The sequence below is a fragment of the Streptomyces sp. NPDC053673 genome, assembly GCF_055585225.1.
In genome coordinates, this window is sequence record NZ_JBVJKN010000002.1 from 31,035 (window position 1) to 56,831 (window position 25,797).

The 25,797-nt window shown below is 70.4% G+C and carries 30 protein-coding genes; 22 read left to right on the forward strand and 8 right to left on the reverse strand.

All coding sequences use genetic code 11. The annotated features are described in order from the left end of the window. Positions 1-111: 111 nt before the first annotated feature. Positions 112-984 (forward strand): phosphatidylinositol-specific phospholipase C, encoded by an 873-nt coding sequence (locus ACZ6ZQ_RS03285; RefSeq protein ID WP_469766851.1) that lies wholly within the window; start codon positions 112-114, stop codon positions 982-984. Here ACZ6ZQ_RS03285 and ACZ6ZQ_RS03290 read toward each other — a convergent pair. The 5 genes from ACZ6ZQ_RS03290 to ACZ6ZQ_RS03310 all read right to left on the reverse strand — a co-directional run bounded on the left by ACZ6ZQ_RS03290 (position 949) and on the right by ACZ6ZQ_RS03310 (position 6,451). Next, on the reverse strand, positions 949-2,373 hold the full coding sequence (locus ACZ6ZQ_RS03290; RefSeq protein WP_469766852.1) for a sensor histidine kinase: 1,425 nt from the start codon (positions 2,371-2,373) through the stop codon (positions 949-951). The genes ACZ6ZQ_RS03285 and ACZ6ZQ_RS03290 overlap by 36 nt on opposite strands. Further along, positions 2,370-3,101, reverse strand: coding sequence for a response regulator transcription factor (locus ACZ6ZQ_RS03295; RefSeq protein ID WP_469766853.1), 732 nt, complete (start codon positions 3,099-3,101; stop codon positions 2,370-2,372). The genes ACZ6ZQ_RS03290 and ACZ6ZQ_RS03295 overlap by 4 nt, the downstream gene beginning before the upstream one ends. A 20-nt stretch (positions 3,102-3,121) precedes the next feature. Then, positions 3,122-4,174, reverse strand: coding sequence for a S1C family serine protease (locus tag ACZ6ZQ_RS03300; RefSeq protein ID WP_469766854.1), 1,053 nt, complete (start codon positions 4,172-4,174; stop codon positions 3,122-3,124). A gap of 423 nt (positions 4,175-4,597) precedes the next feature. Next, a complete protein-coding gene (locus tag ACZ6ZQ_RS03305; RefSeq protein ID WP_469766855.1) occupies positions 4,598-5,623 on the reverse strand; it encodes a LacI family DNA-binding transcriptional regulator in 1,026 nt (341 codons plus the stop codon). A 24-nt stretch (positions 5,624-5,647) separates the two neighbouring features. After that, entirely contained in the window at positions 5,648-6,451 is an 804-nt protein-coding gene (locus tag ACZ6ZQ_RS03310; protein WP_469766856.1) for a winged helix-turn-helix transcriptional regulator, read from the reverse strand. Between the two features lie 254 nt (positions 6,452-6,705). On the opposite strand from ACZ6ZQ_RS03310, the gene ACZ6ZQ_RS03315 reads away from it, so the two are divergent. The 8 genes from ACZ6ZQ_RS03315 to ACZ6ZQ_RS03350 all read left to right on the forward strand — a co-directional run bounded on the left by ACZ6ZQ_RS03315 (position 6,706) and on the right by ACZ6ZQ_RS03350 (position 12,016). Then, positions 6,706-7,629: an alpha/beta hydrolase gene (locus tag ACZ6ZQ_RS03315; protein WP_469766857.1), complete on the forward strand. Its 924-nt coding sequence runs from the start codon at positions 6,706-6,708 to the stop codon at positions 7,627-7,629. 55 nt (positions 7,630-7,684) lie between these two features. Then, positions 7,685-7,939 (forward strand): MoaD/ThiS family protein, encoded by a 255-nt coding sequence (locus ACZ6ZQ_RS03320; RefSeq protein ID WP_450718855.1) that lies wholly within the window; start codon positions 7,685-7,687, stop codon positions 7,937-7,939. A gap of 10 nt (positions 7,940-7,949) precedes the next feature. After that, the gene (locus ACZ6ZQ_RS03325; RefSeq protein WP_469766858.1) at positions 7,950-9,083 is read left to right on the forward strand and encodes a hypothetical protein; all 1,134 of its coding nucleotides are present in this window, start codon (positions 7,950-7,952) and stop codon (positions 9,081-9,083) included. A gap of 151 nt (positions 9,084-9,234) precedes the next feature. Then, positions 9,235-9,924, forward strand: a complete 690-nt coding sequence (locus tag ACZ6ZQ_RS03330; RefSeq protein ID WP_469766859.1) for an LmeA family phospholipid-binding protein — start codon at positions 9,235-9,237, stop codon at positions 9,922-9,924. Between the two features lie 293 nt (positions 9,925-10,217). Beyond that, complete coding sequence (locus ACZ6ZQ_RS03335) at positions 10,218-10,298, forward strand: putative leader peptide (RefSeq protein ID WP_355172694.1); 81 nt, start codon at positions 10,218-10,220, stop codon at positions 10,296-10,298. Positions 10,299-10,447: 149 nt separating this feature from the next. Next, positions 10,448-11,293, forward strand: a complete 846-nt coding sequence (locus ACZ6ZQ_RS03340; protein WP_469766860.1) for a sulfurtransferase — start codon at positions 10,448-10,450, stop codon at positions 11,291-11,293. Between the two features lie 44 nt (positions 11,294-11,337). Next, complete coding sequence (locus ACZ6ZQ_RS03345) at positions 11,338-11,625, forward strand: DUF1416 domain-containing protein (protein WP_017945923.1); 288 nt, start codon at positions 11,338-11,340, stop codon at positions 11,623-11,625. A 106-nt stretch (positions 11,626-11,731) separates the two neighbouring features. Further along, positions 11,732-12,016 carry a DUF3099 domain-containing protein gene (locus ACZ6ZQ_RS03350; protein WP_469766861.1) on the forward strand — a complete coding sequence of 95 codons (285 nt, stop codon included), beginning with the start codon at positions 11,732-11,734 and terminating at the stop codon, positions 12,014-12,016. A 93-nt stretch (positions 12,017-12,109) separates the two neighbouring features. On the opposite strand, the gene ACZ6ZQ_RS03355 is transcribed toward ACZ6ZQ_RS03350, so the two are convergent. Then, on the reverse strand, positions 12,110-12,472 hold the full coding sequence (locus ACZ6ZQ_RS03355) for a DsrE family protein (protein WP_469766862.1): 363 nt from the start codon (positions 12,470-12,472) through the stop codon (positions 12,110-12,112). A gap of 209 nt (positions 12,473-12,681) precedes the next feature. Between ACZ6ZQ_RS03355 and ACZ6ZQ_RS03360 the strand changes: the two genes are divergently transcribed. From ACZ6ZQ_RS03360 to ygfZ, 6 genes are all read left to right on the forward strand, one after another. After that, positions 12,682-13,467, forward strand: coding sequence for a hypothetical protein (locus ACZ6ZQ_RS03360; protein ID WP_469766863.1), 786 nt, complete (start codon positions 12,682-12,684; stop codon positions 13,465-13,467). Then, entirely contained in the window at positions 13,464-14,252 is a 789-nt protein-coding gene (locus ACZ6ZQ_RS03365) for a hypothetical protein (RefSeq protein ID WP_469766864.1), read from the forward strand. The genes ACZ6ZQ_RS03360 and ACZ6ZQ_RS03365 overlap by 4 nt, the downstream gene beginning before the upstream one ends. Further along, the gene (locus ACZ6ZQ_RS03370) at positions 14,249-15,229 is read left to right on the forward strand and encodes a hypothetical protein (protein WP_469766865.1); all 981 of its coding nucleotides are present in this window, start codon (positions 14,249-14,251) and stop codon (positions 15,227-15,229) included. The genes ACZ6ZQ_RS03365 and ACZ6ZQ_RS03370 overlap by 4 nt, the downstream gene beginning before the upstream one ends. Before the next feature lie 234 nt (positions 15,230-15,463). Further along, positions 15,464-16,036 (forward strand): heme-binding beta-barrel domain-containing protein, encoded by a 573-nt coding sequence (locus ACZ6ZQ_RS03375; RefSeq protein ID WP_469766866.1) that lies wholly within the window; start codon positions 15,464-15,466, stop codon positions 16,034-16,036. A 243-nt stretch (positions 16,037-16,279) separates the two neighbouring features. After that, positions 16,280-16,717, forward strand: coding sequence for a Fur family transcriptional regulator (locus tag ACZ6ZQ_RS03380; protein ID WP_453658484.1), 438 nt, complete (start codon positions 16,280-16,282; stop codon positions 16,715-16,717). Between the two features lie 10 nt (positions 16,718-16,727). Continuing rightward, positions 16,728-17,708, forward strand: coding sequence for a CAF17-like 4Fe-4S cluster assembly/insertion protein YgfZ (ygfZ, locus tag ACZ6ZQ_RS03385; protein WP_469766867.1), 981 nt, complete (start codon positions 16,728-16,730; stop codon positions 17,706-17,708). A gap of 38 nt (positions 17,709-17,746) precedes the next feature. On the opposite strand, the gene dtd is transcribed toward ygfZ, so the two are convergent. After that, complete coding sequence (gene dtd / locus ACZ6ZQ_RS03390; protein ID WP_469766868.1) at positions 17,747-18,172, reverse strand: D-aminoacyl-tRNA deacylase; 426 nt, start codon at positions 18,170-18,172, stop codon at positions 17,747-17,749. A gap of 146 nt (positions 18,173-18,318) precedes the next feature. Between dtd and ACZ6ZQ_RS03395 the strand changes: the two genes are divergently transcribed. The 4 genes from ACZ6ZQ_RS03395 (at position 18,319) to ACZ6ZQ_RS03410 (ending at position 22,034) form a co-directional block, all read left to right on the forward strand. Beyond that, positions 18,319-18,981: an RsiG family protein gene (locus tag ACZ6ZQ_RS03395; protein WP_469766869.1), complete on the forward strand. Its 663-nt coding sequence runs from the start codon at positions 18,319-18,321 to the stop codon at positions 18,979-18,981. A 114-nt stretch (positions 18,982-19,095) separates the two neighbouring features. Further along, complete coding sequence (locus tag ACZ6ZQ_RS03400) at positions 19,096-20,343, forward strand: GNAT family N-acetyltransferase (protein WP_469766870.1); 1,248 nt, start codon at positions 19,096-19,098, stop codon at positions 20,341-20,343. 89 nt (positions 20,344-20,432) lie between these two features. Next, positions 20,433-21,296 (forward strand): winged helix-turn-helix domain-containing protein, encoded by an 864-nt coding sequence (locus tag ACZ6ZQ_RS03405; protein ID WP_469766871.1) that lies wholly within the window; start codon positions 20,433-20,435, stop codon positions 21,294-21,296. A 6-nt stretch (positions 21,297-21,302) separates the two neighbouring features. Next, positions 21,303-22,034 (forward strand): HAD family hydrolase, encoded by a 732-nt coding sequence (locus ACZ6ZQ_RS03410; RefSeq protein ID WP_469766872.1) that lies wholly within the window; start codon positions 21,303-21,305, stop codon positions 22,032-22,034. Between the two features lie 8 nt (positions 22,035-22,042). Here ACZ6ZQ_RS03410 and ACZ6ZQ_RS03415 read toward each other — a convergent pair whose 3' ends face one another. Continuing rightward, positions 22,043-22,804 (reverse strand): HAD family hydrolase, encoded by a 762-nt coding sequence (locus ACZ6ZQ_RS03415; protein WP_469766873.1) that lies wholly within the window; start codon positions 22,802-22,804, stop codon positions 22,043-22,045. 117 nt (positions 22,805-22,921) lie between these two features. On the opposite strand from ACZ6ZQ_RS03415, the gene ACZ6ZQ_RS03420 reads away from it, so the two are divergent. The 3 genes from ACZ6ZQ_RS03420 to ACZ6ZQ_RS03430 all read left to right on the forward strand — a co-directional run bounded on the left by ACZ6ZQ_RS03420 (position 22,922) and on the right by ACZ6ZQ_RS03430 (position 25,726). After that, positions 22,922-23,635 carry an HAD family hydrolase gene (locus ACZ6ZQ_RS03420; RefSeq protein ID WP_469766874.1) on the forward strand — a complete coding sequence of 238 codons (714 nt, stop codon included), beginning with the start codon at positions 22,922-22,924 and terminating at the stop codon, positions 23,633-23,635. Positions 23,636-23,723: 88 nt separating this feature from the next. Beyond that, complete coding sequence (locus tag ACZ6ZQ_RS03425) at positions 23,724-24,593, forward strand: hypothetical protein (protein ID WP_469766875.1); 870 nt, start codon at positions 23,724-23,726, stop codon at positions 24,591-24,593. An 11-nt stretch (positions 24,594-24,604) separates the two neighbouring features. Continuing rightward, positions 24,605-25,726 carry a phosphotransferase gene (locus ACZ6ZQ_RS03430; protein ID WP_469766876.1) on the forward strand — a complete coding sequence of 374 codons (1,122 nt, stop codon included), beginning with the start codon at positions 24,605-24,607 and terminating at the stop codon, positions 25,724-25,726. Positions 25,727-25,797 lie beyond the last annotated feature (71 nt).

The following is a 25,797-nucleotide window of genomic DNA, read 5'->3' on the forward strand; positions in this document are numbered from 1 at the left end:
GATGTTCTCCGTTTTCCGCGCAAGCCGTTTTGTGTCATGGGCATGTCTGTCATCATCCCGTCTGCCGACCGCGACCCCCCACATCGCGGAGGCCGACGAAGGAGACGGCACATGTCCCTGACCAGACGTGGTTTCCTCACGGGCGCGGCGGTCGCGTCCGCCACCGCCCTCATCGGGGCAGCACCCGCCGGTGCTGCCCCGCAGCGCGCACTGGGCACCCAGGACTGGATGAGCGGCATCGACAGCGGCAGGGCACTGGGGACACTGACGATCCCCGGCACCCACGACTCGGGCGCCCGCTTCGGCGGGCTCTGGGCCGAGTGCCAGAACACGACCATCTTCGAGCAGCTGAACTACGGCATCCGCTTCCTCGACGTGCGGTGCCGGGTCACCGGAGGCTCGTTCGCCATCCACCACGGCGCCGCCTACCAGAACATGATGTTCGGCGATGTGCTCATCGCCTGCCGCGACTTCCTGAACGCCCACCCCTCCGAGACCGTCCTCATGCGGGTCAAGCAGGAGTACTCGACGGACAGCGACGCCACCTTCCGCGGCATCTTCGACGACTACCTCGACAACCGGGGCTGGCGGCCCCTCTTCCGTATCGGCGACACCCTCCCGTCCCTCGGCCAAGCCCGCGGCAAGGTCGTCCTCATCGCCGACAACGGCGGGCTGCCCGGCGTCAAATGGTGGGACGGCGGCGTCTTCGACATCCAGGACGACTGGAACGCCCCGCCGTGGAACAAGTACCCGAAGATCGAGGCCCACTTCCGCAAGGCCGCCGAGCAGCCCGGCAAGCTCTTCATCAACTTCGTCAGCACGTCCGCGTCCCTGCCGCCGCGCTGGAACTCCGACAACCTCAACCCGCGCGTCCACGGCTTCCTGGACGGCACCGCGAGCGGCTGGAAGGGCCTCGGCATCGTGCCGATGGACTACCCCAACACCCGCTCAGGGCTGGTCGACTCGCTGATCCGCCACAACTGACGGCGGCGGCGTCGGAGCCCCCGGCAGGGTGATCACCGCGACCGTGCCACCGCCCTCCGCCGGCCGCAGCTCCACCTCGCCGCCGGACTGCTGCACGGTCCGGGCCACGATCGACAGACCGAGGCCCGAACCGGGCAGCGCACGGGCCGACGGGGAACGCCAGAACCGCTCGAAGACATGCGGGAGATCCTCCGGCGGCACCCCCGGCCCATGGTCGCGGACGGTCAGCACACCGCGGTCCAGCAGCACCTCGACCGACCCGCGCGGCGGGGAGAACTTCACCGCGTTGTCCAGCACGTTCACCACGGCGCGCTCCAGCGCCGCCGGCTCGGCCCGTACGTACCAGGGCCGCAGCTCGGCGGTGACGGTCAGCCCCGGGCCGCGCAGCCGGGCCCGCTCCAGCGCCGTCCGCGCGATGTCGTGCAGCGCGACGACCTGGACCGGACCGGGCGTCGCGCTGTCCGGCCGCGACAGCTCCTGCAGATCGCCGATCAGCGCGGCCAGCTCCGTCATCTGCGCCTTCACCGAAGCCAGCAGCGCCGCGCGGTCCCCGGGCGGAAGCGCCCGGCCCGTCTCCTCGCTGCGGGCCAGCAGCTCGATGTTCGTACGGAGCGACGTCAGCGGGGTCCGCAGCTCGTGCCCCGCGTCGGCGATCAGCTGCGCCTGCCGGTCGCGGGAGGTGGCGAGCGCGCCGGTCATCTGGTTGAAGGAGCGGGACAGCCGGGCGATCTCGTCGTCGCCCTCGGCCGGGATGCGTACGGTCAGGTCCTCGGTGCGGGCCACGTGCTCGACGGCCTCGGTGAGGCGGTCGACCGGCTTCAGCCCGGTGCGGGCCACCCACAGGCCGGCGGCACCGGCGGCGACGACACCGGCGCCCGCGAGGAAGGTGAGGAGGAGGGCGAGGCGGTTGAGTGCGGTGTCGATCTCCTTGAGGGGGCGGGCGACGGACACGGTGAGTTCGATCCCGCCGGGCACCTGCATCCGTTTGGTGTGCACCTGAACGTCGTCGCCGTCGTCGGTCGTGCTGCCGTGCAGCACGTTGTCCGTGAAGCCCCGGGCGACGGCGATGTCCTCCTGTTGCACCTTCACGGGCTCCGAGTACGCCGACACGCAGCGGGACCCGTCAGGGCCGACGATCTGGACGTAGGCGAAGTTCTTCCCGACCCCGGGAGGCTTGGGGCTCGGGCTGCGGCAGGCGCTCCAGGTGGCGAGCACATCGCCGGCGGGAGCTTCGGTGTTCCGCAGTGACGTGTCGAGCTCGTGCTGCAGCTGTGCGCCGGCCAGCAGCCAGCATGCCGCCGCGACCGCCGCCACCGCCGCCGCGACCGCGCTCGCCGTCAGCAGTGCCAGCCGCGACCGCAACGGCAGCGCCCGGAATCTGCGGATCACTCCGGCGACCCCTCCCGCAGCGCGTAGCCGACCCCGCGCACCGTGTGCACCAGGCGCGGCTCGCCCCCCGCCTCTGTCTTGCGGCGCAGATACATCACATACACATCCAGCGAATTGGAGCTCGGCTCGAAGTCGAAGCCCCAGACGGACTTGAGGATCTGCTCCCGGGTGAGCACCTGTCGTGGATGCGCCAGGAACAGTTCGAGGAGGGTGAACTCGGTACGGGTCAGGTCGACGCGGCGCGGGCCGCGGGTGACCTCGCGGGTCGCCAGGTTCATCCGCAGATCGGCGAACGAGAGGACGTCACCGGACTCCTCCCGGCCCGCGCCCGCCGCGGCGGCGTACGAGCTGCGTCGCAGCAGCGCCCTGATTCGCGCGAACAGCTCGTCGAGCTCGAACGGCTTGACCAGATAGTCGTCGGCACCCGCGTCGAGGCCGGTGACACGGTCGCCGACGGTGTCGCGCGCGGTGAGCATCAGGATCGGCAGGGTGGAGCCTGCGGAGCGGAGGCGGCGGGCGGCGGTCAGCCCGTCCATGCGCGGCATCTGGATGTCCAGTACGACGAGGTCGGGCGCGTACGACTCCACCTTGGCGAGGGCGTCGATGCCGTCGACCGCGACCTCGGTGGCGTACCCCTCGAACGCGAGGCTGCGCTGGAGCGCCTCGCGTACGGCGGGTTCGTCGTCGACGATGAGGATGCGTTCGCCTTCACCGGGTGTGGTCGTCATGGAGCCAGCCTCGCACGTGGTCAGTCGGAGGAACCGGAGCGGAGGTTGTCCAGGTCGGCCTTGACCGTGTCGATCGGGATGGCGAAGCCGAGGCCGACGCTGCCCGCGGTCGAGCCGCTCGACGAACTCGGCGAGTACATGGCCGAGTTGATGCCGATGATCTCGCCGTTCATGTTGATCAGGGCGCCGCCGGAGTTGCCGGGGTTGAGCGAGGCGTCGGTCTGGATTGCCTTGTAAGTGGTCTTGGAGTCGCCGGTGTCCCCGTTGAACTCCCGCCCGCCGAACTCGAAGGGCCAGCCCTCCCGCGGGTCCTGCTGGGGCTGCTTCCCCTCGTCCTTGGCCACGGTCACATCGCGGTCGAGGGCCGACACGATGCCGCTGGTCACGGTGCCGGTGAGGCCCTCGGGGGAGCCGATCGCGACGACCTCGTCGCCGACCTTGAGGCTGCTGGAGTCGCCGAGGGCGGCGGCCTTCAGCCCGGTCGCGCCCTTGAGCTTGATCAGGGCGAGGTCCTTGTCCGGGTCGGTGCCGACGATGTCCGCGGTGTACGTCTTGCCGTCGCTGAGCCGGACCTTGACCGAGTCGGCGCCGGCGATCACGTGGTTGTTGGTGATGATCTCGCCGTCCGCGGTGATGATCACGCCGGAGCCGGTGGACCGGCCGGAGGTGGTCGTCGCGTTGATCTCCACGATGCTGGGGGAGACGGCCTGGGCGACGCCCGCGACGGTGCCCTTGCTGCTCCGCGACACATTGGTCCCGGTGACCCCGGTCCCGCCGGCCCCGCCGCCCTCCCCGGTGAACCTCTCCACCAGCGTGGCCGCCCCGCCGCCCACAGCCGCGGCGACGATCGCGACGGCGACGAGCAGCGCGACGGGCCGCTTGGCGCGGGGTGACGGCGCCGCGTGGGCCGGCGCCGCGTGGGCCGGGGCGGCGGGTGCGGGTGATTGCAGGGGCGTGGGTGCGTGCGGGGGCGGCGGCGGGTAGCCCCCGTGCCCCGAGTCCCCGAACCCCGCGTACGGGTACTGCTGCGGGTGCGTGCCCTCGTCGCCGCTGCTGCGGTAGTGGTCCGTCATGGTGACGACTCTCGGGCGGGTTCATGAGAACGCTCTGAGGACGGACTGAGAAGCCCGACAGAAGCGTGTATGCCCGATGTAAGGGCCGGGCCCGAGCGGGATTCCCCCCACCCCGCCCCTCCCCGAAACCCTGACGGGACACGGGGGCGACAGCCCCCGTAGCCCCCAGGGTGCGGCAGCTCGCGCGCCGCGGGGACCGTCCGGCACTCGCCGCGGGGCTCGGGCCCGGGGGTGCCGTTCCTGGGGCGGGGGCCTTGCGCCCGGCTTGCGCGCCGCGGGGGTCCGTCCGGTGACGTGGCGGCTTCGCGCGGCGGGTGGGCGCCGGGGAGTGCCGTGCCCGGGGCGGGGGCCTGCACCCTGGCGGGATGCGGTGGCTTGCGCGCCGCGGAGCCTGGCCCGGAGGTGCCCCGTAGCCCCCGGGGTTCAGACTTCGCAGCCGCAGGAGCGGCGGACTATCAGGGCCGAGGGGAACTGCTTCACCCGCTCGCGGCGCGAGCCGACCACCCGCAGTCCGTCGTCGAGGACCAGATCCACCGCCGCGCGGGCCATCGCCGGGCGGTCGGAGGCGATCGTGGTCAGGGGCGGATCGGTCAGCGCCGCTTCCTTGACGTCGTCGAAGCCGGCCACCGCCAGCTCCCCCGGTACGTCGATCCGCAGCTCGCGTGCCGCCCGCAGGACACCGATCGCCTGGTCGTCCGTGGCGCAGAAGATCGCCGGCGGCCGGTCGGGCCCGGACAGGAGCTTCAGCGCGACGACATACGCGTCGTAGCGGTTGTACGGGGCCTGGAAGAGCCGGCCCTCCGTCGACCGCCCGGACTCCAGCATCGCGCGCCGCCAGCCCTCGACGTGGTCGGCCACCGGGTCGCCCACCGCCGGGGTCGACTCGACCCCGCCGAGACAGGCGACGTACGGATGGCCGTGCTCCAGCAGATGCCGGGTGGCGAGCTGCGCGCCGCCGATGTCGTCCGTCACGACCGCGACGTCGTCGATCGCCTCGGGCCGCTCGTGCAGCAGCACCACCCGGGCGTCCCACGCCTCGATCTCGGCCGCCGCACGCTCGCTCGGTCCCTGGCTGACCAGGATCAGTCCGGCGACCCGCATCCCGAGGAAGGCCCGCAGATAGTGGACCTCGCGCTCGTCGCGGTAGTCCGAGTTGCCGACGAGCACCATCTTTCCGCGGTCGGCAGCGGCCCGTTCCACGGCGTGCGCCATCTCCGCGAAGAACGGCTGCCGGGCATCCGGAACGATCATGCCTATGAGGTCCGTACGCCGCGAGGCCATCGCTTGCGCGACCCGGTCGGGCCGGTAGCCCAGCTCCTTGATCGCGGCGAGTACCCGCTCGCGCGTGGCCGGGGCGACCGGCCGGGGTCCGTTGTTGATGACGTAACTCACGACAGCGGTCGAAGTACCCGCCAGTCGCGCAACGTCGTCTCGCGTCACCTTGGCCACGCGCGGCAGTCTACGCGTGGTGACCTACCTCTGGGCAGGGCGTACGGCCGCTTCGGCGTTCTCGACATCGTCCGCGACCCGGTCCGCCGGCCGGGTGACGGAATCCGCGGCGGCCTGCTTCGCCTTCGCGGCGGCCTCCTCCGCGGCCCGCTCCACCTTCTCCGGAGTGACGAAGCGGTATCCCACGTTCCGTACGGTGCCGATCAGGGACTCGTGCTCGGGGCCGAGCTTGGCGCGCAGCCGCCGTACGTGCACGTCGACCGTGCGCGTACCGCCGAAGTAGTCGTAGCCCCAGACCTCCTGCAGGAGCTGGGCCCGGGTGAAGACCCGGCCGGGGTGCTGGGCCAGATACTTCAGCAGCTCGAACTCCTTGAAGGTGAGGTCCAGGACCCGGCCCTTCAGCTTCGCGCTGTACGTAGCCTCGTCGACCGAGAGATCGCCGTTGCGGATCTCCATGGGGGAGTCGTCGGCGGTGATCTGCTGCCGGCCCATGGCGAGCCGCAGACGGGCCTCCACCTCGGCGGGACCCGCGGTGTCCAGCAGTACGTCGTCGATGCCCCAGTCGGCGGTGACGGCCGCGAGACCGCCCTCCGTGACGACGAGGAGCAGCGGGCAGCCGGGCCCGGTGGAGCGGAGCAGCTGGCAGAGGCTGCGCACCTGGGGAAGATCGCGCCGGCCGTCGACCAGGATCACGTCGGCGCCGGGGGTGTCGACGAGGGCCGGGCCCTCGGCGGGGGCCACCCGCACGTTGTGGAGCAGCAGGCCGAGCGCGGGAAGCACCTCCGTGGACGGCTGGAGGGCGTTGGTGAGGAGCAGCAGAGAACTCATCGCGTCCCACCTGCCTGGGTCGTCGTTCCTGCCTGGGTCGTCGTCTCTCGGTCGTGCACGGTTCGCTCGCCCATAACGTCGGTTCCTCCTCGGTCCCTGCGAGGACGTTTACGGCACTGCTTCTTTCCCGGCCGCGGCCCCCGCGCCCCGGGGTTCCGCGATCGTTTCGTTCACCTGCCTGTAACAACGGACAGGAAACACAAAAGGACCCGGGGGCTGCGTCGCCCGGATCCTCTTCCCAGAGAATAGCCCACATGAGTTCCGTATCGGTGGGGCGATTTCACACTCTGGATGTTTCTTCGATCACCCGGAGTCCGCAGCGCGCAACTTTGCGGACCTCCGACGGAGTCCGTATCGAGGCCGTCCATGAGCCGTGCACGACCGGTGCCGACGGCACGGCGATCGTCGTCGCGCACGGTTTCACCGGGTCGGTGGGCCGGCCGGCGGTACGGCGGGCGGCACGGGTCTTCGCGGCCCACGCGTCCGTCGTCACCTTCTCCTTCCGTGGTCACGGAAGGTCCGGCGGCCGCTCCACGGTGGGCGACCGCGAGGTGCTGGATCTGGCCGCGGCGGTGGCGTGGGCCCGCTCCCTCGGACACCGGCGGGTGGTGACGGTGGGCTTCTCGATGGGCGGATCGGTGGTGCTTCGGCATGCGGCGCTGTACGGGACGGCGGACGGCGCGGCTCCGGGGGCGCACGAGGGGCTCACCGGAGCACGCGACGCCCCCGCAGCCACGGATGCCCTCGCAGCCACGGACGCGCTCGCAGCCACGGACGCCGTCGCCGCGGTCAGTGCGCCCGCCCGCTGGTACTACCGCGGTACCGCCCCGATGCGGCGGCTGCACTGGGTGGTCACCCGGCCCGTCGGACGCCTGGTGGGGCGGTACGGCCTCGGCACCCGGATCCACCACGAGGTGGGGGTCCTCCCACGCCCGCAGCGGCGTAGGGGGAGGGACCCGGTCCCGCTCTCCCCGGTCCAGGCGGTCCCCTTCATCGCTCCGACCCCGTTGCTGATCGTCCACGGCGACCGCGACCCGTACTTTCCGCTGGACCATCCGAGGATGCTCGCCGCCGCCGGGCCGTCCGAGCTCTGGCTGGAGGCGGGCATGGGCCACGCCGAGAACGCGGCGGACGACGAGCTGCTGGGGCGCCTCGCGAACTGGCTCGTCCGGGCATAGCCCATCATGGACAGTCGACGAGCCGAAGAGACGAGCCGCTGAGAGGGGTGTCGCCATGGCAGCGGGGACCATCCGCTACTGGGCCGCGGCCAAGGCCGCCGCGGGCGTGGCCGAGGAGCCGTACGCCGCAGAGAACCTGGCCGAAGCGCTGGACGCCGCCCGCGAGAGGCACCCGGGCGAGCTCGTCCGGGTACTCCAGCGGTGTTCGTTCCTGGTCGACGGTGACCCTGTCGGGACCCGCGGCCATGAGACCGTACGGCTTGCCGAGGGCGGCACGGTCGAGGTGCTCCCGCCGTTCGCAGGAGGGTGAACCGCACATCATGAGCAGCGATCAGCAGTATCCGTACGGTTCGTACGACCACGACCCGTACGGGCAGAACCACCAGGACCCCAACGTCACACAGACGTGGGAGGGCCAGACCTGGGACACGCATTACCAGCCGACGGTCCAGCCCGTGCAGCACCCGCAGCAGCCCCAGCCCGGTATGCCCGTTCCGTACGGGCAGGCCGCCGCCGAGACGGCATATGTGCCTCCGCAGACGCCTTCCGGGGCGTACCCGCTGCCTCCCGAGGCACCGGTCGCACCGGCCGCACCCGTCGCACACGAGCCGCAGCGTGCCGCCCATGAGCCGCAGGCCGTGTCTCCGGCCGGCGAGGAGCCCGCGTACAGCGCGCCCACGACCATGGGCAACGCCCGGATCACCGATGCGCAGCGGGCTCGTGCCGAGGGGCGTTCGCCGATCATCGCGCCGGGGATGCAGCCCGCCGGGCTGACGGCCGCGATCGGCCTGTTGCTCGCGGCGACCGCCGGCGCCTCGCCGTATCTGCTGCTCGTTCCGCTGATCATGCTGCAGGCCCTCACCGCCGCCGGCTGGTTCCGGCTGAACGGCATGTGGCCCGCCCGCCAGGGCATCGCCCTCGCCTTCGCCGGCGGCTTCGCCGCGGACATCGCGCTGCTCACCGCGGGCCGGGAGCACGCCCCGGCCGCGATCATCGGGACCCTCGGCGTCTGGGTGCTGCTCACGCTCGTGCTGCAGCTGCGCAGCCACGCCTCCCCGGACGAGCGGATGTCCGGCCTCATGGCGACGGTCGCGTCGGCCGCGCTGACGATCGTCGCGGCCGGGTATCTCGCGGCCGTGCCGGACGCGGTGGTCATCGGAGGTACGGCGGTCGCGGCCGCGACCGCCGCGCGTGCGCTGCCGCTGCCGGGTGCCGCGTCCGTCGTGGTGGCGCTGCTGGCCGCCGCGGGCGCCGGTGTCGCGGCGGGCGGGGTCACCGGCGTGGGCGCGGACGGCGCGCTGCTGGGCCTCGGAGCCGGGGTGTGCGCGCTCGTGGGCCTGCGGGTGGCCAGCTACGACTACCCGTCGCGCTTCGTCCACATGACCGCCGGTATCGCCCTGCCGCTCACGGCCGCGGCGCCCGCCGTGTATCTGCTGGGCCGCGCGCTGGTCTGACCGGCCTTCCGGCGTGGTCGCGCGCCGGTCCGGCCGGCAGTGAAGCCCCTGGCCCGAACCTGTCGGGAACCAATAGCGTGCGGCCGAACGTCGATCATTCAGGCCGTTCCTGTCCGGGCCGGCCAGTACAGGGTGGGGGAACACCGAAGTCATGCGCGCACTGCGAATACTGCTGATCACCGTCGTGATCATCGGCGGGCTCCTCGCCATCGCCGACCGGCTCCTGCTGAACTACGCGGAGTCGGAGGCGGCGGACCGGATCAAGGCCCGCCAGGGTCTGTCCGGCGCGACCGAGGTGTCGATCCAGGGCTTCCCCTTCCTGACCCAGGTCGCGGGCAAGGAGCTCGACCGGGTCGACGTCAACGTCCGTGACATCGAGACGACCGCGAACGGCCGCAAGGTCGTCATCAGCGAGATGTCGGCGGCCCTGCACGACGTGCGCCTGGGGGACGGCTACTCCAGCGCCACCGCGGCGACCGCGACCGGCACGGTCCGCATCGCGTACGACGACCTCACCAAGGCGGCCGAGCAGGACGTCGTCGTCTCCTACGGCGGGAGCGGCAAGGTGAAGGTCACCGGCACGGTCAGCATCCTCGGCCGCTCGCTCTCGCGCAGCGTGGTGTCCACGGTCAGCCTGGTGGGCGGCGACACGATCCGGGTGCGTGCCGACAAGGTTCCGGGCGAGGGCATACCCCGGCTCGAGGAGCTGGTCCGCGAGAAGACCGACTTCGACCGGCAGATCAGCGGGCTCCCGGAGGGCCTGAAGCTGGAGAAGGTCGAGGCGGCCTCGGACGGCATCGTCATCACGGTCGCGGGCACGAACGTCCCGCTGGCGGGCTGACCCGACGGGACGCACAGGCGTCCGTGAGGCACAGCGCGCGCGTGAAGCGGCGCGCGTGAAGCGGGATGTACGAACCGGGGGCGCACGAAGAGGGACGTAAGGGGAGCTTTTCGGCCTGGTGGCCGGATGCTGAGACGGTGGCGTCCGGTCCGTAGATGCCGAAGAGGCGGCGAGCCCCCGGAGCCCGCGCGGCGAGCCCTGCATCGAACACCCGTCCCACCTTGCGGACGATCGCGTCTCAAAATGCGACACGCCGGTGACATGGCCGCCGACTCGTCCCTACGATCGGACGCATGAAGCGACAGGCGGATCTCACGAAGCGGCGGGCAGTAGACCTGTGCCGCGTCGCCGCCATGCTCTGTCGCGCTTTCTGAGCGGAGCCTGGACCTCCGCATTCCCCGGGCCCTCTGAGTACCGACAGGCCAGGGCCCCCGTGCCGGACGCCAATGCGGCGTACCCGCACACCCCTCGCGCACGATCTCCGCGCACCACCCGCCGCACACTGCCCCGGAGGAGAAACAGCATGAGCCGCAGCGACGTCCTGGTAGACGCCGACTGGGTCGAGGCCCACCTGGACGACTCGAAGGTCGTCATCGTCGAGGTCGACGAGGACACCTCGGCGTACGACAAGAACCACATCAAGAACGCTGTCCGGATCGACTGGAAGAAGGACCTCCAGGACCCGGTTCGCCGTGACTTCGTCGACCAGGCCGGCTTCGAGAAGCTCCTGTCGGAGAAGGGCATCGGCAACGACGACACCGTCGTCCTCTACGGCGGCAACAACAACTGGTTCGCCTCCTACGCCTACTGGTACTTCAAGCTCTACGGCCACCAGGACGTGAAGCTCCTCGACGGCGGCCGCAAGAAGTGGGAGCTCGACTCCCGCGACCTGGTCGACGGCGCCGACGTTCCGCAGCGCCCGGCCACCGAGTACAAGGCCAAGGCCCAGGACACCTCGATCCGCGCCTTCCGCGACGACGCCGTCGCCGCGATCGGCAACCAGAACCTGGTCGACGTGCGCTCCCCCGACGAGTTCAGCGGCAAGCTGCTCGCCCCGGCGCACCTCCCGCAGGAGCAGTCGCAGCGTCCGGGCCACATCCCGTCCGCGCGCAACATCCCGTGGTCCAAGAACGCCAACGACGACGGCACCTTCAAGTCGGACGACGAGCTCAAGGCGCTCTACGCCGATGAGCAGGTCGATCTGGCGAAGGACACCATCGCCTACTGCCGTATCGGTGAGCGCTCCGCGCTGACCTGGTTCGTCCTGCACGAGCTGCTCGGTGTCGAGAACGTCAAGAACTACGACGGTTCCTGGACCGAGTACGGCTCCCTCGTCGGCGTGCCGATCGAGCTCGGCGCCAACAAGTAAGCCCCAGGCACTCAGCCTCCCCCCGACCGTAAGGAAAGAAAAGAATGTGTGGAGCGAAGGCCGGCGGCCCCGACGCCTCGACGATCAAGCCCGGTGAGACCACCATCCAGGGCCAGGTGACCCGCGACGGCGAGCCCGTCACCGGTTACGTGCGCCTGCTGGACTCGACCGGCGAGTTCACCGCCGAGGTCCCGACCTCGGCGACCGGACAGTTCCGCTTCTACGCGGCCGAGGGCACGTGGACCGTGCGCGCCCTCGTCCCGGGCGCCACGGCGGACCGTACGGTCGTCGCCCAGACCGGTGGCCTCTCCGAGGTGGCCATCGCCGTCTGACGGCGCAGTTCGACCGGCCGGAGGGCCGCATCCCAGGGGGTTGGACGCCTTGCTGCGGGATGCGGCCCTTCGCGCCGTTCCCGGCGCCCCGGCCTACGCTGGAGGTATGTACGCGCGGCGCCGTCACGCCTACTTCCTGCTCATGGGCGTATGCCTGGTCCTCTTCGTGTCCGCCTGGGCTTTCGTGCGGCTCTGGTCGGTGCCGCTCGCCGTCGGGATGTGTGTGGTCGCCATGGTCATTCCGCCGCTCGCGGCGGTGGTGGCGAACCGGCGGGGGCCCGAGGACCGGTGGTGGGACGATCCGTCCGGCGATCCGCAGTCCGACGAGTGGTGGGACGAGCTCGACGGCAAGCGGAAACCCGGCTCCGGCCCGGACAACCAGCGCCAGTAAGGCGACGGTCGGCCTGTCGTCGGTGGACGAGTCCGGTGGACGAGCCAAGTGGACGAGCCCGGTGGACGAGCCCGGTCTCGTCAGTGGGCGAGCTCAGTAGACGAGCGCCTGGGTGTCGTCGGCCATCGCCTCGCTGACGAAGACCTGCGCGCCCGCGATCCGTACGCCCTCGATCACGTCCTTCTCCGTGATCTCGCGGCGGGCGGCGCACTGGGTGCAGAGCGTGATCTGCCCGGCGGCCAGGATCGACTCGACCAGGTCCGGCAGCGGCGCGGCATGCGGCAGTTCGAACTCCGCGGCCCTGCCCGGCAGCGCGAACCATGACGATTCGCCGGTCAGCCAGAGGGAGACCTCGACGCCGCTGGCCACGGCGACGGCCGCGACCGTGAAGGCCTGCGAGCAGCGTTCGGGGGCGTCGGCCCCGGCGGTCACCTTGATCACGAGCTTCTTCGCCATATGCCGAACTGTAATCGGCGCGGCTACAACCCCCGTTCAGGAGCACGGGTCAGTTGTATGAGCGCAGACAACAGAATCTGCGCCGCAGGTCTCGTGGGGGGACCCTTTTGGAACTGCAGCACAGAACACCGCCGGAGCCGACGACCCCGCAAGCGCAAGCGCAAGCGCAAGCGGAATCGGTAACGGAAACGGAAGCGGAGGGGCCGGCGGTGCTGCCCGCGCCCGAGGAGGCCCACACGCCTGAGGGCGCGCCCGCCTCCTCCTCGGCCCCGGCGCCGCGGCGGCGCGGCCGTACCGCGGTGCTCCTCGCCGTTGCCGCGGTGATCGGCATCAGCGCGGGAACGGCCGTCGGCTACAAGGTCCAGGCCGACCGGCCCCCGACCCCGCTGCCCGCCCTGAACCAGCCGGCCCTCGCGTACCCGGCGAAGCCGCTCCCCGCGGACGAGGCCCCGGAGCCCCTCGGCGCCGCGCAGGACCACCAGGTCCGTACGGACGGCGACCTGCGAAAGCTCCTGGTGCCCAGGCCGAAGGGCGCACGCGCCTCCGAGGCGTGGTCACAGGACGGCTGGGTGGACACCGCGATGTACGCCCGGAGCTTCGAGGACCCTTCCGGGATGTTCTCCCAGCTGACGGAACGGGACCTCCGCAGGGTCGCCCGGGTGGCCTGGTCGCAGGGCGAGCACAAGGATGTGGACGTCACCCTCGTCCAGTTCCGTTCGGGCGAAGGCGCCATCGAGCATGCCGGCAGTCAGCAGGACTACCTGCCCGAACCCGAGCACGCGGGCAACGAGGGCGACCCGATCAAGGGGAGCGGCAACGGCCGCTACTACCTCTTCCCCGTCGAGAAGGAAGCCGGCTACGAGCCTCTGTACCGGGCCAGGGCCGTCTTCCAGCACGGGGACATCACGGTCGACATCCACATCTACGACACCAAGCGGATCGGCAAGAACGAGATCCGCTCGCTGGCCGAGCGACAGCTGGAGCGTCTGTCTTGAGATCCGTACTCACCGCTGTCTTGCTGCCCGCCGTGCTCGTCCTGGGCTCGGTGGGCGGTGCCGCCGCGTACACCGCCGTCACTGTCGACGGCGCGGACCGTACCGTTCCCACCACCGTGTGGGCCAAGCCGGTGAAGGAGCCGGCCACGGACCCGGCCGCCGAGGCATGGCGCGGACGCGCCTCCACCCCGCTCGGGAAGCTGCTGCTGCCGGTCCCGGACGGATACCGCCTCGGTCCCGACGTGGCCGAGTACGGCAACGACGTCGAGCTGAGCGCCCGGCAGGCGACGGCCGTGATGAAGGAGTGGGGCCGCGGTCTGTCCGGCAAGGACCGCCGTGAATACGACAAGCGCGTGAACAAGATGGGGCTCCAGGGCATCGCCATCCGGTCCTACGCCACGGAGTTCGCGGAGCGCGGCGGCGTCTACGAGGACGACATCGTCATCATCATCGAGCTGACCCGGATGAAGGACAGAGCCAAGGTCCGGGACGCGTACGAGCTCCAGAGCGGGCTCGGCAAGCTGATGGAACTGCCCAAGGGGCCGAAGATCAACGGGCACAAGAACGCGTCCTGCTTCATGAACACGGAGCCGAGGGGCGACCGGGACGGGGACGAGGACGGGGACGAGGACGAGATGCTCGGCGGGATGCAGTGCTTCGCCTATGACTCCGAGGTGCTGGTCAGCGTTCAGGCGACCGGCGTGGCGTCCCTCGACAGGAATGCCGTCGCCGACATCGTGCAGGAGCAGCTCGATCACATCGCGTCGCCGGGAGAGTACGTATGACCGAGCAGATCCATCACCACGCCGACCCGACGGCGCCGGCCGAGCCGCACGGTTCCGCCACGGCGGAGCCGATCACGGACGCGGAACGGCCCGCCGCCGTCCCGACCGCCCCCGAGGCCCCCGCCCCCGAGGCCCCCGCTCCCGACGGCGGCCCCGTCGTCCCCGTCGAGGGTCCCGCCACGGCCGACACGCCCGTGGCGACGAGCGGCCCGACGCGGAACCGGCGGGTCCTGCGCGCCGTCGCGCGCTGGACCGCCGCCGTGCTCGTCTGCGGCGGGCTCGGCGCCGGCACCGCGTTCGGCATCACGTCCATGGAGCGCACGGAGGTGCCCGGCCTCGCCACCGAGAGCGACGGCCGCTGGGAGTACCCGCGCCTCGCGCTGCCCGCCCTCCCCGAGGGCAGCCCCCGTCCCTTCACCTTCGGCAACCGGCACGAGATCCACCACGCCGACCTGCGGCGGCTACTGCTGCCCGCGCCGGCCAGGGCCACCGCCGACAAGGAGCTGAGCGGTGGCTGGGTGAGCAGTGCCCGGTTCGTGTCCGAGTACGGCGAGGACCACCGTGCCGAACTCCGGCAGGCGCTGGACGACTACGCCGTACGGCATATCGCGGCCCGCGGCTGGACCATGCCCGACGGGACCACGTCCCGCGTGTACCTCCTCCAGTTCGGCTCCGCCGACATGGCCGAGAGCTTCATGGACCGCAAGATCGGGGGCGGGCTGTCACCGGACGCCGCGCTGAAGTCCGCACCCGGTGATGTGGGGGTCGACGAGGAGTGGGAGACCGAAACGGCGGCGGACGGGCAGTCCGTGTTGTCCCTGTACACGGAGGAGAAGCCGACCGGCCCCGAGCACACCCGCCAGGCCTACGTCGTCGCCGGTGACACCCTCGCGCTGATCGTCCACTCGCGGAAGGGCGAGGCCCTGGCCGTTCCCTTCCACCAGACCGTCGTCCTGCAGAACCAGCTGCTGGGCTGACCTCGCAGAGAGGGCCGGGCTCCCACCCATTAGGCTGGGGCTCGGCCCTACCGCCCACCCGCGCCCCCGAGGAGCACCCCGTGCTTGAGGCATTCTTCTCCGCCCTGCTGGTCCTGGTCTGCGTCGGCGTCCTCGCCTTCGCCGGTCTGACCGTGAAGAAGCTGTACCAGGGCCAGCGCTGAACCCCGCCCCAGACACCGTCGCCGTCACAGACACAGATCGCCTGAGCCACTCATGATCGAGATCCCGTCCGACCTCAACCCCGACCTCGTCCCCCTCGCCTTTCTTCTGGGCACCTGGGAGGGCGCGGGCGTCTCGGACTTCCCCGGCGCCGAGAAGTGCAACTTCGGCCAGTCCGTGACGTTCAGCCACGACGGGCGTGACTTCATCGAGTACGTGTCTCACACCTGGGTGCTGGACTCCGAGGGCAGCAAGGTCAAGCCGCTGGAGTCCGAATCCGGCTACTGGCGGATCGACAAGGACCGCAAGGTCGAGGTCGTCATGGTCCGCGACCAGGGCATCGTGGAGATCTGGTACGGCGATCTCGCCGACCAGAAGCCGCAGATCGACCTGGTGACGGACGCGGTCGCGCGGACCGCCGCATCCGGTCCCTACACCGGTGGCAAGCGGCTCTACGGCTACGTCAAGGGCGACCTGATGTGGGTCGGCGAGAAGGCCACCCCCGAGGTGCCGCTGCGCCCGTACATGTCGGCACATCTGAAGAAGGTCGTCACCCCGGACCAGGTCGAGTCCTGGGCCAAGAACCTCGGTGACCTGCCGGACGACGGCATCGCGTTCTTCAGGTAGTCCTTCGGCTCTTTCCGGGCCCGGGCCTTCGCCCGGGCCCGCGCCACGCCCCGGCCACGCCTGAGCCCCGGCCACGCCTGAGCCCCGGCCACGCCTGAGCCCCGGCCACGCCTGAGCCCCGGCCACGCCTGAGCCCCGGCCACGCCTGAGCCCCGGCCGGGGCTGGGCCCGGCCTCGCCCGGGGGCCGCGGGGCGATCCGTGATCCCCCCGCCCGCCCGGATCGCGCTGCCTACACTGGACGCGTGGTGAGCACCGACTGGAAGAGCGATCTGCGGCAGCGCGGCTACCGCCTGACTCCGCAGCGCCAGCTTGTCCTCGAAGCCGTCGACACCCTGGAGCACGCGACCCCCGACGACATCCTCGTCGAGGTGCGCAAGACCGCGTCCGGGGTGAACATCTCGACGGTCTACCGGACCCTGGAGCTGCTGGAGGAGCTGGGGCTCGTCTCCCACGCCCACCTCGGCCACGGCGCGCCCACGTATCACCTGGCCGACCGCCACCACCACATGCACCTGGTCTGCCGGGACTGTGGGGACGTGATCGAGGCGGACGTCCAGGTCGCCTCCGGCTTCACCGCCGAGCTCCGCGAGAAGTTCGGTTTCGAGACCGACATGAAGCACTTCGCGATCTTCGGTCAGTGCCGCAAGTGCGCCCGCAAGGCCGCTGCTGACCAGTCGTAGGCTTGTGCGTATGCAGCGACATTCAACGATCAGCCCTTTGCTGTCCCTGCCCGGCGCCGTCCCCGCCGAGGGACCTGACGAAGGTGTCGCCGCGCACTACGGCGATCTGTTCCGCGAGCAGCGCGCGCTGGCCGACGGCACCGGTCTCGTCGACCTCTCGCACCGGGGCGTCATCACCGTATCCGGCAGTGACCGGCTCAGCTGGCTGCATCTGCTGCTCACCCAGCATGTCAGCGACCTGCCCGCCGGGCAGGCCACCGAGGCGCTGATCCTGTCCGCGCACGGCCACATCGAGCACGCGCTCTATCTCGTCGACGACGGCGAGACGGTGTGGGCGCACATCGAGCCCGGCACCCAGGAGGCGCTCCTTGCCTACCTGGAGTCGATGAAGTTCTTCTACCAGGTCGAAGTCGCCGACCGTACGGACGAGTTCGCGGTCGTGCATCTGCCCGCCGGCTCGATCGCCGAGGTCCCGGACGGTGTGGCCGTACGGGAGACCCCGCAGGGCCGCGACCTGTTCCTGCCGCGCGCCGACCTGGAGTCGTACGCCGCGGCCAACGGCCCCGCGATCGGGGTCCTGGCCTACGAGGCACTGCGCGTCGAGGCGCACCGCCCGCGGCTCGGCTTCGAGACCGACCACCGCACGATTCCGCACGAGATCGGGCTGATCGGCACCGCCGTGCATCTGCAGAAGGGCTGCTACCGCGGTCAGGAGACCGTGGCGCGCGTCCACAACCTGGGGAAGCCGCCGCGCCGGCTGGTGTTTCTGCATCTGGACGGCAGCGAGGTGCACCTGCCCGGGCACGCGACGCCGATCCGGCTGGCCGCGGACGGGGAGGACGGCCGTCAGCTGGGCTTCATCACCACCTCGGCCCGCCACCACGAGCTGGGCCCGATCGCGCTCGCACTGGTGAAGCGGAACGTGCCGGTGGACGCGCCGCTGCTGGCGGGCGGCACGGCCGCGGCCCAGGAGACGGTCGTCGAGCCCTAAGAGCTGTCCGGTGAGTCAGGGCTCGTCATCTCCGGGCCTCACACCTCCAGCAGCACCGTGAACGGGCCGTGATTCGTGAGCGAGACCCGCATCTGCGCTCCGAACCGGCCCGTCTCCACATGCGCCCCCAGCGCCCGCAGCTGCGCCACCACTTCGTCGACCAGCGGCTCGGCGATCTCGCCGGGCGCCGCCGCGTTCCAGGTGGGGCGGCGGCCCTTCCGGGCGTCCCCATAGAGAGTGAACTGAGAAATCACCAGCAAGGGCGCATTCACGTCCGAGCAGGACTTCTCGCCGTCGAGAATTCTTACCGACCACAGCTTGCGGGCGAGCTGCGCCGCTTTCTCCGGTGTGTCCCCGTGGGTGACTCCCACCAGCACACACAGCCCTTCGCCGACGATCTCGCCCACGGTCTCACCGGCCACCACGACGCTCGCGCCGTCGACCCTCTGCACCACTGCACGCATACAGACCAACCTATCGGGGGCTGAACGGGTGCAGACCGCCTGCATCGGCACCGTTCGTAATGGCACGATGCACGCAGGCGGTGCGTCCCCTCGGCCCTCCGGGCCCGGGAAGACCCCATGCACCGGTCGAGGGGACTGATTCACGCATGAGCACACCTGGCATCGGGCAGCCGCCCGGTCCCGTACCGATGACCACCCGCACCGGGGCCGGTACAGGCAGCGGAGCAGGGGCCGTGCGCCCGCCCGCGCAGCGCACCGCGGGCACTCTGCCCGAGCCCCGTACGCACGACCTCGCCGCCCTGCGGCTGCCGGAGCTGCGGGCGCTGCGCCGCGACTCGCAGCGGGACGAGGCGGACCTCAGCTATGTGCGGCGGCTGCTGCAGGGCCGTATCGACATCCTGCGCGCGGAGTTGTCCCGGCGGACGGATCCCCCGATGCCCGTGGCTCAGGTGGCGATCGGCGCAGTGGGTCTGACCAGCCCGGACGCCGCGGTCGTCGACCGACTCTCGCAGATCCTCGCCGATCCGCCGTCGCAGCGCGGCAGCTCGGCCCGGCACGTGACGTTGTCCACGCCGCGCGGCGAGCAGTACCGGCGGCTGGCCTCGGAGATGCTCGCCGAGGTGGAGCTGTCGGACCTGGATGCCCGTACGGACGAGGAACTGCACAAGGCGATGGGGCGGCTCGCCGGCTACGAGCAGCAGGTCTCGCGGCAGCGCCAGCAACTGCAGCGGACCGCCGACGACTGCAGCGCGGAGATCGCCCGCAGGTACCGCGAAGGGGAAGCGCAAGTGGACGACCTGCTCATCTGAAGCGCTGCCCGTTCAAAGCGCCGCTCGTCGGGGTGGTCCGGGCGGCGTTCCACTCCGGTCCCGCGGCCCGGAAAAGTCTGTGACGTGCGGGACGTCGGCGCATAGCGTGCAGGCATGAGTCCTGATGTCCGTACCGTCACCGAATCCGACTTCGCCGACTGGCTGCGTGCCTGCAAGACCGGCTTTCTGCAGCACCCGCTGGTCAGCGAGGAGCAGGTCGCGAGCCGGCTGGCGCATACGGATCTGACCCGCATGCAGGGCGCCTTCGACCGCGGCCGCTGTGTCGCGACGTACCGTTCGTTCGCGCAGGAGCTCACGGTCCCCGGCGGTGCGGTCGTACCGGCGAACGCCGTCTCCGCAGTCACCGTCTCGCCGACCCACCGCCGTCGCGGACTGCTCACCAGGATGATCAACGCGGACCTGGCGGCCGCGAAGGGGCGCGGTGAGATCGTCTCGACGCTGATCGCCGCCGAGTACCCGATCTACGGGCGGTACGGCTTCGGGCCCGCGGCCTGGTACACCGAGTGGAGCATCGACGTCGCGCGCACCGGTCTCGATCCGCGCTGGTCGGGCCCCGAGGACGGCGGCCGGATCGATCTGGCCGATGCCGAGGAGGTGCGTACGCTCGGCCCCGGGCTCTACGACCGCTTCCGCGCCCGGCAGACAGGGGCAACCGACCGCGACGAGCGCTGGTGGCGGATGAACACCGGGCTGGAGGAGTCCGGGTCCGAGCCCTGGAAGGAGCCGTACTACGCGCTGTACCGCTCGGCGGCCGGTGAGGTGGAGGGCCTGGTCGTCTACACCGCCGAGATCAGCTGGTCCGACGCCGGACAGCCCGACAACACGGCGGTCGTCCAGAAACTGATCGCCGTCTCTCCCGCCGCCGAGCGCGCCCTGTGGCACTACATCTGCTCGGTCGACTGGATCACCACGGTGAAGTCGGGCCGCCGCGCGCCCGACGACCTTCTCCCGCTCCTCTTCCCCGACGCGCGCGCCGTCAGGACGGTCACGCACGCGGACTTCCTGTGGGTGCGGGTGCTGGATGCCGTACGGGCCCTGGAGGCGCGTACGTACGCCACTCCCGGCGTTCTCGTCCTGGATCTGCACGACCCGGCGGGCCTGGCCGGTGGCCGGTTCCGGCTGGAGGTGTCGGCCGAGGGTGCCGCGGAGTGCGCCCCGACGGACCTCCCGGCCGATCTCTCCCTGGACGTACGGGAACTGGGGACTCTGTACCTGGGCGATGAATCGGTCCTGCGGCTCCAGGCCCTGGGTCGTGTCACGGAGGAGCGCCCGGGCGCAGCGGCGCAGGCGGACGCGGTGTTCCGGGCACCGCGGCGGGCGTGGTGCCCGGACATCTTCTGAGCCCTTTCGGCATGTTCCGTCCTGTTCGACAACTCCACGTGAATGGGCGTGAGTTGTAGCGTCGAGCTGTGACCGACGAGAGCTGCACGATGAACGGTAGAAAACCGACGCATCATGACATCGCTGACACTCTGCGCGGGCGCATCCGCAGCGGTGCGCTCAGGGCCGGCGATCACATGCCCACGCAGTCTCAGCTCGCCGAAGAGTTCGGCGTGGAGCGCGGCATCGTGCGGCAGGCACTGAGGATCCTTCAGGACGACGGTCTGCTCACCCATGTGACCAGGGGCGCGCCGGCCCGGGTCGCCGATCTCGCCGGCGGGTCCGGGGCCGTGGTTCCCCCGCCGCAGCCGGCGATGGTGGCCCTCGCCCCGCGGATGGTGGAGGCGTTCTCCGTCCCGGACGTCCGGATCGACGCGGTCGGTCTCACCGCCGAGACCCTGATGCTGGCGCTGGGCGAACCGCTACGGCTGATCCATGAGGGGCGGATCAGGCCGGACAGCGTGGAGGCCCGCCTCCTGCTGCCCGACCGCAGCATCGACCTGGCCTTCCCGGCCCCCGTCGCCGCCCCGGAGGACGACAACCCGGTCCATCAGCGATGGCTGGAGCAGCGCAATGCCCAGGGCCTGGTCCTGCGCCACAACCTCCTCGCCCTGCACGCCTCGCACGGCATCGACGTCAAGGTCACCTTCCGCGCGCTGCCGCTCACCCCGCCCGTGAAGCTGTACGTACTGAACGGCTCCGAGGCCCTCTTCGCGTACTACACCGTCACCCGGCGGGAGGAGGAGATCGACTCGACCACCGTGGAGATGTTCGACGCGTTCGGCACGCAGTCGCTCCTCTTCCCCTTCGCCACCGGGAACGGACCGCGCGACGCCGCGTTCGTCGAGCAGTCGCAGATGTGGTTCGACGGACTCTGGAACACCATCGCTACGAACCTGACACTCTCTTGGTGAATTCTGATGCGGCACACGGAAGAGGCGGCGCGCGTGGCCGAGACCATCGAGGACCTCATCGCCGGAGCCGAGCACGTCCTCTTCGATTTCGACGGCCCCATCTGCCGTCTCTACGCCGGCCACCGGGCCCACGAGGTCGCGGAGAGCCTGGTCGAGTGGCTGGAGGAACGGGGCTGCCATGTGCCGCTGACGGAGGAGGAGCGGACCTTCGCCGACCCCCGCGCCGCCCTGCGCGCGGTGAGCCGGCTGCAGCCCGGCAGCGAACTGGTCGAGCGGCTGGAGGAGAAGCTCACTCTCGAGGAGCTTCACGCCACGGCGAGCGCGTGGCCCACCGCCTACGCGGACCCGTTGATACGCACCTGGAGCGCGGTCGGCGTGGGTCTGGCCATCGCCACGAACAACTCGCCGAAGGCGGCGGAGGAATACCTCACACGCCGCGGGCTGCACGGGTGCTTCGTCCGCCACATCCACGGACGCACCACTGACCTCGGCCGCCTCAAGCCCGACCCGGACTGCGTCCTGCGCGCGCTCGCCTCCCTCGACGCCGACCCGGTCACGTCCCTGATGATCGGCGACAGCCCCGCGGACCTCCACGCCGCTCGCGCCGCGGGCGTCGGCTTCCTCGGTTACGCCCACGGCGCCCACCGCGCCGGCCGGCTGCGCGCCGCCGGCGCGACGGTGGTCCTGGAGTCGCTGGAGCCGGTGCTGGAGATCGTGCGGCGGGTGGGGCTGCCTTGAAACACTGATCACGTGGCGTGCGGCAAGCGCCGGGCCGCAGACAGCGCGCTCTTCATCGACGACATGGTCGCGTCCGCGCCGTTCTCGGCCATGGCGAGGAGCCGGTCTGCGCGTGTGCTGTAGCCAAGGAAGCGTGTTCCGGCGGACTTCGCGGCTTGCAGGTCAGTGGTCTGGTCGCCCAGCAAGATGCAGATCTCGCCCGGCAGACGAAGATGCTCCAGCGCTTGCTCGACGCCGTGCGGGTGGGGCTTCAGATGGCGCAGTTCATGCGGGTCACGCCCGAAGACCCGCTCGAAGGAGGAGGCCAGGCGGGTTCGCGTGAGGTAATCACGTACCGGCCCTTCGGCGTTGTTGCTGACGATGACGAGGCGCTTGCCGGCCCTGACGAGCTCGGACACCAGCTCCGCCGCCCCGGGAGTGGGCTGTGCCGTGTCCAGAGCGTGGTACTCGTGGCGGGTGACGATGCCTTCCGCGGTCGCCAGTACCGTCCGCTCACGCTCGTCCGGTTCGGGCGCGGGGAACATGTGCGCGCGCAGCACGCGGAGGGCGACATGGGAGTCTCTCGCGGTCTCGACAGCGGGGTGGACGTCTCCCCAGTCCTTGGCCACCATCTCCGCGATCTCCGCCGCCACGGGCGCCGTCGAATAGCCCGCGAACAGGCTGCAGATCGGTCCGTCGAAGTCGAAGAGCACCGCCTCGGTGTCCTCCAACAGTGGCAGCAGCGCGTCCGGTTCCTGTGGTCCGCCGAGTACGGGACTGGTCATGCGCATCCAGTAAGTGTGGACGACGCTCGGCGGTGGAGCCACCTTGCCGATGCCGCGCGTAGGTGACTGCCGGTCTGAACCGCCTTGTATCTTGAGCCGATGCTTCCCGGTGGATGGAGAGCTGTGGCCGCCGACTTGTACTTCCTTCTGCAGCCGGTCGAGTGCGTCATCTTCGACTTCGACGGACCGGTGTGCTCGCTCTTCGCCGGGCATCCCGCTTCAGACGTCGCCGAGGGTCATCGGCGGATTCTGAAGGAGAATGGTGCGTCCGATCTGATCCCGGCGGAGGTGTTCGGAGCCGGAGACCCTCTCGCTCTTCTCAAGGCCTTGGCCGAGGCCGTGCCGGACAGTCCGCTGGTGCAGCTGCTGGAGGCCCGCCAGACTGCAGAGGAGGTCATCGCCGCGGACAGCGCCACGCCATCACCTGGTGCCACAGAGCTGATCCGCTGCCTTGCCTCCAGCGGCTGGCAGTTGGCCATCGCCACCAACAACTCGTCACGCGCGGTGACCCGCTACCTGTCCCGGGGCGGTATCGCTCTCCACGGCCTTCTGGGCCCGCACATCCACGGTCGCACCTCCCGGCCGGCGCTGCTGAAGCCGCACCCCGATTCCGTCCGCCGAGCCCTCGCCTCCACCGGCACTGAAGCCGGTGCCGCTCTGATGGTCGGTGATACCCCAGCGGATGTGATCGCTGCCCGGGAAGCCGGGGTGCCCTTCCTCGGCTATGCCCGCAATGAGGTGAAGGACGTACGCCTGCGGCGTGCCGGGGCCCGGCATGTGGTCCGGTCGCTTTCCGAGGTCCTGCAGGCGCTTCGCGTTGCCCCAGTGCGGCGCTGACCCGACGACGAGGCCTTTCCACGGTCAACCCGCGCGATGCATCATGAGCAACCGGCTTATACGCAGCGGTGGTTGGGGGGAGCGTGCGGTGACAGTCGGCAGACGGCGTGGGCGGCGCGGTACCGACGTCCTGAGCAGGGTCGAGGCAGTCGCCACGCGAGTGATCCTGCTCGGGATATTTGCTCTCGGGCTGGTCGCCCAGTTCGTCGGGCCGGTCGGGGACGCTCTTGAGGACAAGGCCTTCCTCGGCGGGGCTCTGCTGAGCCTCGTCGGGTATGTGCTCTACGGAGCGGTCCGGGAGCTTACCGTCGCGAGCCGCCCGGTGGTACGGGGCAGGGGGCTGACACCGGAGGAGGTCAACGCCGACCTCGAACGCGCCTTTCAGGCCAGGAAGGTCGAGGTCTCTTTCATCGGATACACGGGTGAGACGCTGCTGCCGCAATTGCGCCGACGGCTCGAACTCATGAAGCGGTCGCCTGGCCGGACCAAATCGGTGACGATACGTGTGCTCGTTCCCGACTTCTCGCGGCCCATGGATGTGCCCGGAAAGATCAACAGTGACGGGACGACCGAGGACGATCCAGCACTGAGGCAGTATCTCCAGGGTAAGATCAAATCGTATGTGGACGCCCTTGTGGACATGGGGCGGGAACTGGAATCGCAGCAGCGCATCGACGTCGTTGTCGATGCCCGCCAGTATCCGGGGTCTCCGAGGCTGAAGCTCTATCTGCTGAATGCGCACGTCGCCATTGTCGGAAACTATCCCGTGGCCTCGCACAAACGATTCCCCTATGGCTCGCCCGAAGGGGAGGGGCATCTGGTCTACGACCCTCAGGGGTTCGACTCCAAGCTCATTCACTGGAATGCCCGGGAAGGCGACGAGGCGGCCGAGGAAGTAGCCACGTATCACCTGTGTTTCGAGGACACTTGGGGAATCTCGGTTCTGCCGACGTGGTGAAGGAGCAAGTCATGCCCGCCGAAACGATGTCCGCGACTCTTCGGCGAGCCGTTGAGCTGGGCGGTGGCGAATCGCTGCCCGAAGGACCGCTCAGGGGCTATCACCATGAGGCGTACGTGTTCCCGCTGCCCCGTGGCGCCGGCTCCGGATCGCTTGCCCGTCCGGACGGGCGCATCCGGTGGAAAAGCCGTGAGCCCAGGCATGGGCTCTTCTGGTTCGACCGCAGATGCTTCGCCTCCGAGGATCAGCTGATCCGCGCGCTCCAGGGACGGATCAGCAGCCTCCCCGAGATCATCGAACTTGAGAGCGTCTCGCTGCAGCGGTTCGTGGAGGGTGTCACCCTTGGTTCGGTGTATGGGGACGTGGAACCGGTGCCGCAATGCATTGTCCGGCAACTCATGTGTCTGTTCGGTGAGTTGGCTGCCATCCGTCCTGCGAATCTTGACCTCTACCGGACCTGCGAGCCGGGGGACCGATTCCGGGACGGCGACACGTCCGCGTTCCTGGATCGTCTGATCCGCTTCATCGAGGTGCGGGTCTACAGGGAGTACCTCCACGAGTACGGAGAACTCTTCGCGGACCTCGGCATCACTGATGGCTCACTGCGTAGTCTCAGGGCGCGAGTCGACGGGCTCCGGCAGCGGCCCTTCTGCCTGCTGCACGGCGATCTGCATCGGGAGAATCTCGTCCTGGACGCGGCAGGGAAGCTGTGGACGATCGACTGGGAGCTGGCCATGGTCGGCGATCCGCTCTACGACCTGGCTACCCATCTGTATCTCGCGCGCTATCCCGGGACCCAGGCACGGGCGATCGTGGACGCCTGGGTGGACACCGTCGAGGGGGTCCTCGAAGGCGGCTCCGCGGGGTGGGAGGAAGACCTGGAGCGTCTGCTCGTGTTCAAGCGGGCCCAGTCGGTGTTCACGGACGTCATCCGCTCGGCGCTCACTCTCGCCGCCCCGGCGGAACTGGACTGGCGTCTGCTGGACTGTACGGCGGAGCGGCTGCACGAGGTCCTGGCCCGCGGGGCCCGTCCGCTGGGGCTGGCGGCCGCGCCCCCCGCTTCGCGGATCGCGGACGCCCTGCACGCCTGGTACAAGCGTCCGCGTCCGCCGGTCACTTCGTCCGCGTCCTGAACAGCGTCGTCGACCCCACCGGAGCCGCAGCCGACAGCCCCGCTCCTGCTGCCGGAGCCCCGGGCCGGCGC

Coding starts and splice junctions, on each gene's coding strand:
- ACZ6ZQ_RS03285 (WP_469766851.1), top strand. CDS start 112: ATGTCCCTGACCAGACGTGGTTTCCTCACGGGCGCGGCGGTCGCGTCC.
- ACZ6ZQ_RS03295 (WP_469766853.1), bottom strand. CDS start 3,101: ATGACGACCACACCCGGTGAAGGCGAACGCATCCTCATCGTCGACGAC.
- ACZ6ZQ_RS03300 (WP_469766854.1), bottom strand. CDS start 4,174: ATGACGGACCACTACCGCAGCAGCGGCGACGAGGGCACGCACCCGCAG.
- ACZ6ZQ_RS03310 (WP_469766856.1), bottom strand. CDS start 6,451: ATGAGTTCTCTGCTGCTCCTCACCAACGCCCTCCAGCCGTCCACGGAG.
- ACZ6ZQ_RS03315 (WP_469766857.1), top strand. CDS start 6,706: ATGAGTTCCGTATCGGTGGGGCGATTTCACACTCTGGATGTTTCTTCG.
- ACZ6ZQ_RS03320 (WP_450718855.1), top strand. CDS start 7,685: ATGGCAGCGGGGACCATCCGCTACTGGGCCGCGGCCAAGGCCGCCGCG.
- ACZ6ZQ_RS03325 (WP_469766858.1), top strand. CDS start 7,950: ATGAGCAGCGATCAGCAGTATCCGTACGGTTCGTACGACCACGACCCG.
- ACZ6ZQ_RS03330 (WP_469766859.1), top strand. CDS start 9,235: ATGCGCGCACTGCGAATACTGCTGATCACCGTCGTGATCATCGGCGGG.
- ACZ6ZQ_RS03335 (WP_355172694.1), top strand. CDS start 10,218: ATGAAGCGACAGGCGGATCTCACGAAGCGGCGGGCAGTAGACCTGTGC.
- ACZ6ZQ_RS03340 (WP_469766860.1), top strand. CDS start 10,448: ATGAGCCGCAGCGACGTCCTGGTAGACGCCGACTGGGTCGAGGCCCAC.
- ACZ6ZQ_RS03345 (WP_017945923.1), top strand. CDS start 11,338: ATGTGTGGAGCGAAGGCCGGCGGCCCCGACGCCTCGACGATCAAGCCC.
- ACZ6ZQ_RS03350 (WP_469766861.1), top strand. CDS start 11,732: ATGTACGCGCGGCGCCGTCACGCCTACTTCCTGCTCATGGGCGTATGC.
- ACZ6ZQ_RS03355 (WP_469766862.1), bottom strand. CDS start 12,472: ATGGCGAAGAAGCTCGTGATCAAGGTGACCGCCGGGGCCGACGCCCCC.
- ACZ6ZQ_RS03370 (WP_469766865.1), top strand. CDS start 14,249: ATGACCGAGCAGATCCATCACCACGCCGACCCGACGGCGCCGGCCGAG.
- ACZ6ZQ_RS03375 (WP_469766866.1), top strand. CDS start 15,464: ATGATCGAGATCCCGTCCGACCTCAACCCCGACCTCGTCCCCCTCGCC.
- ygfZ (WP_469766867.1), top strand. CDS start 16,728: ATGCAGCGACATTCAACGATCAGCCCTTTGCTGTCCCTGCCCGGCGCC.
- dtd (WP_469766868.1), bottom strand. CDS start 18,172: ATGCGTGCAGTGGTGCAGAGGGTCGACGGCGCGAGCGTCGTGGTGGCC.
- ACZ6ZQ_RS03395 (WP_469766869.1), top strand. CDS start 18,319: ATGAGCACACCTGGCATCGGGCAGCCGCCCGGTCCCGTACCGATGACC.
- ACZ6ZQ_RS03400 (WP_469766870.1), top strand. CDS start 19,096: ATGAGTCCTGATGTCCGTACCGTCACCGAATCCGACTTCGCCGACTGG.
- ACZ6ZQ_RS03405 (WP_469766871.1), top strand. CDS start 20,433: ATGAACGGTAGAAAACCGACGCATCATGACATCGCTGACACTCTGCGC.
- ACZ6ZQ_RS03410 (WP_469766872.1), top strand. CDS start 21,303: ATGCGGCACACGGAAGAGGCGGCGCGCGTGGCCGAGACCATCGAGGAC.
- ACZ6ZQ_RS03415 (WP_469766873.1), bottom strand. CDS start 22,804: ATGCGCATGACCAGTCCCGTACTCGGCGGACCACAGGAACCGGACGCG.
- ACZ6ZQ_RS03430 (WP_469766876.1), top strand. CDS start 24,605: ATGCCCGCCGAAACGATGTCCGCGACTCTTCGGCGAGCCGTTGAGCTG.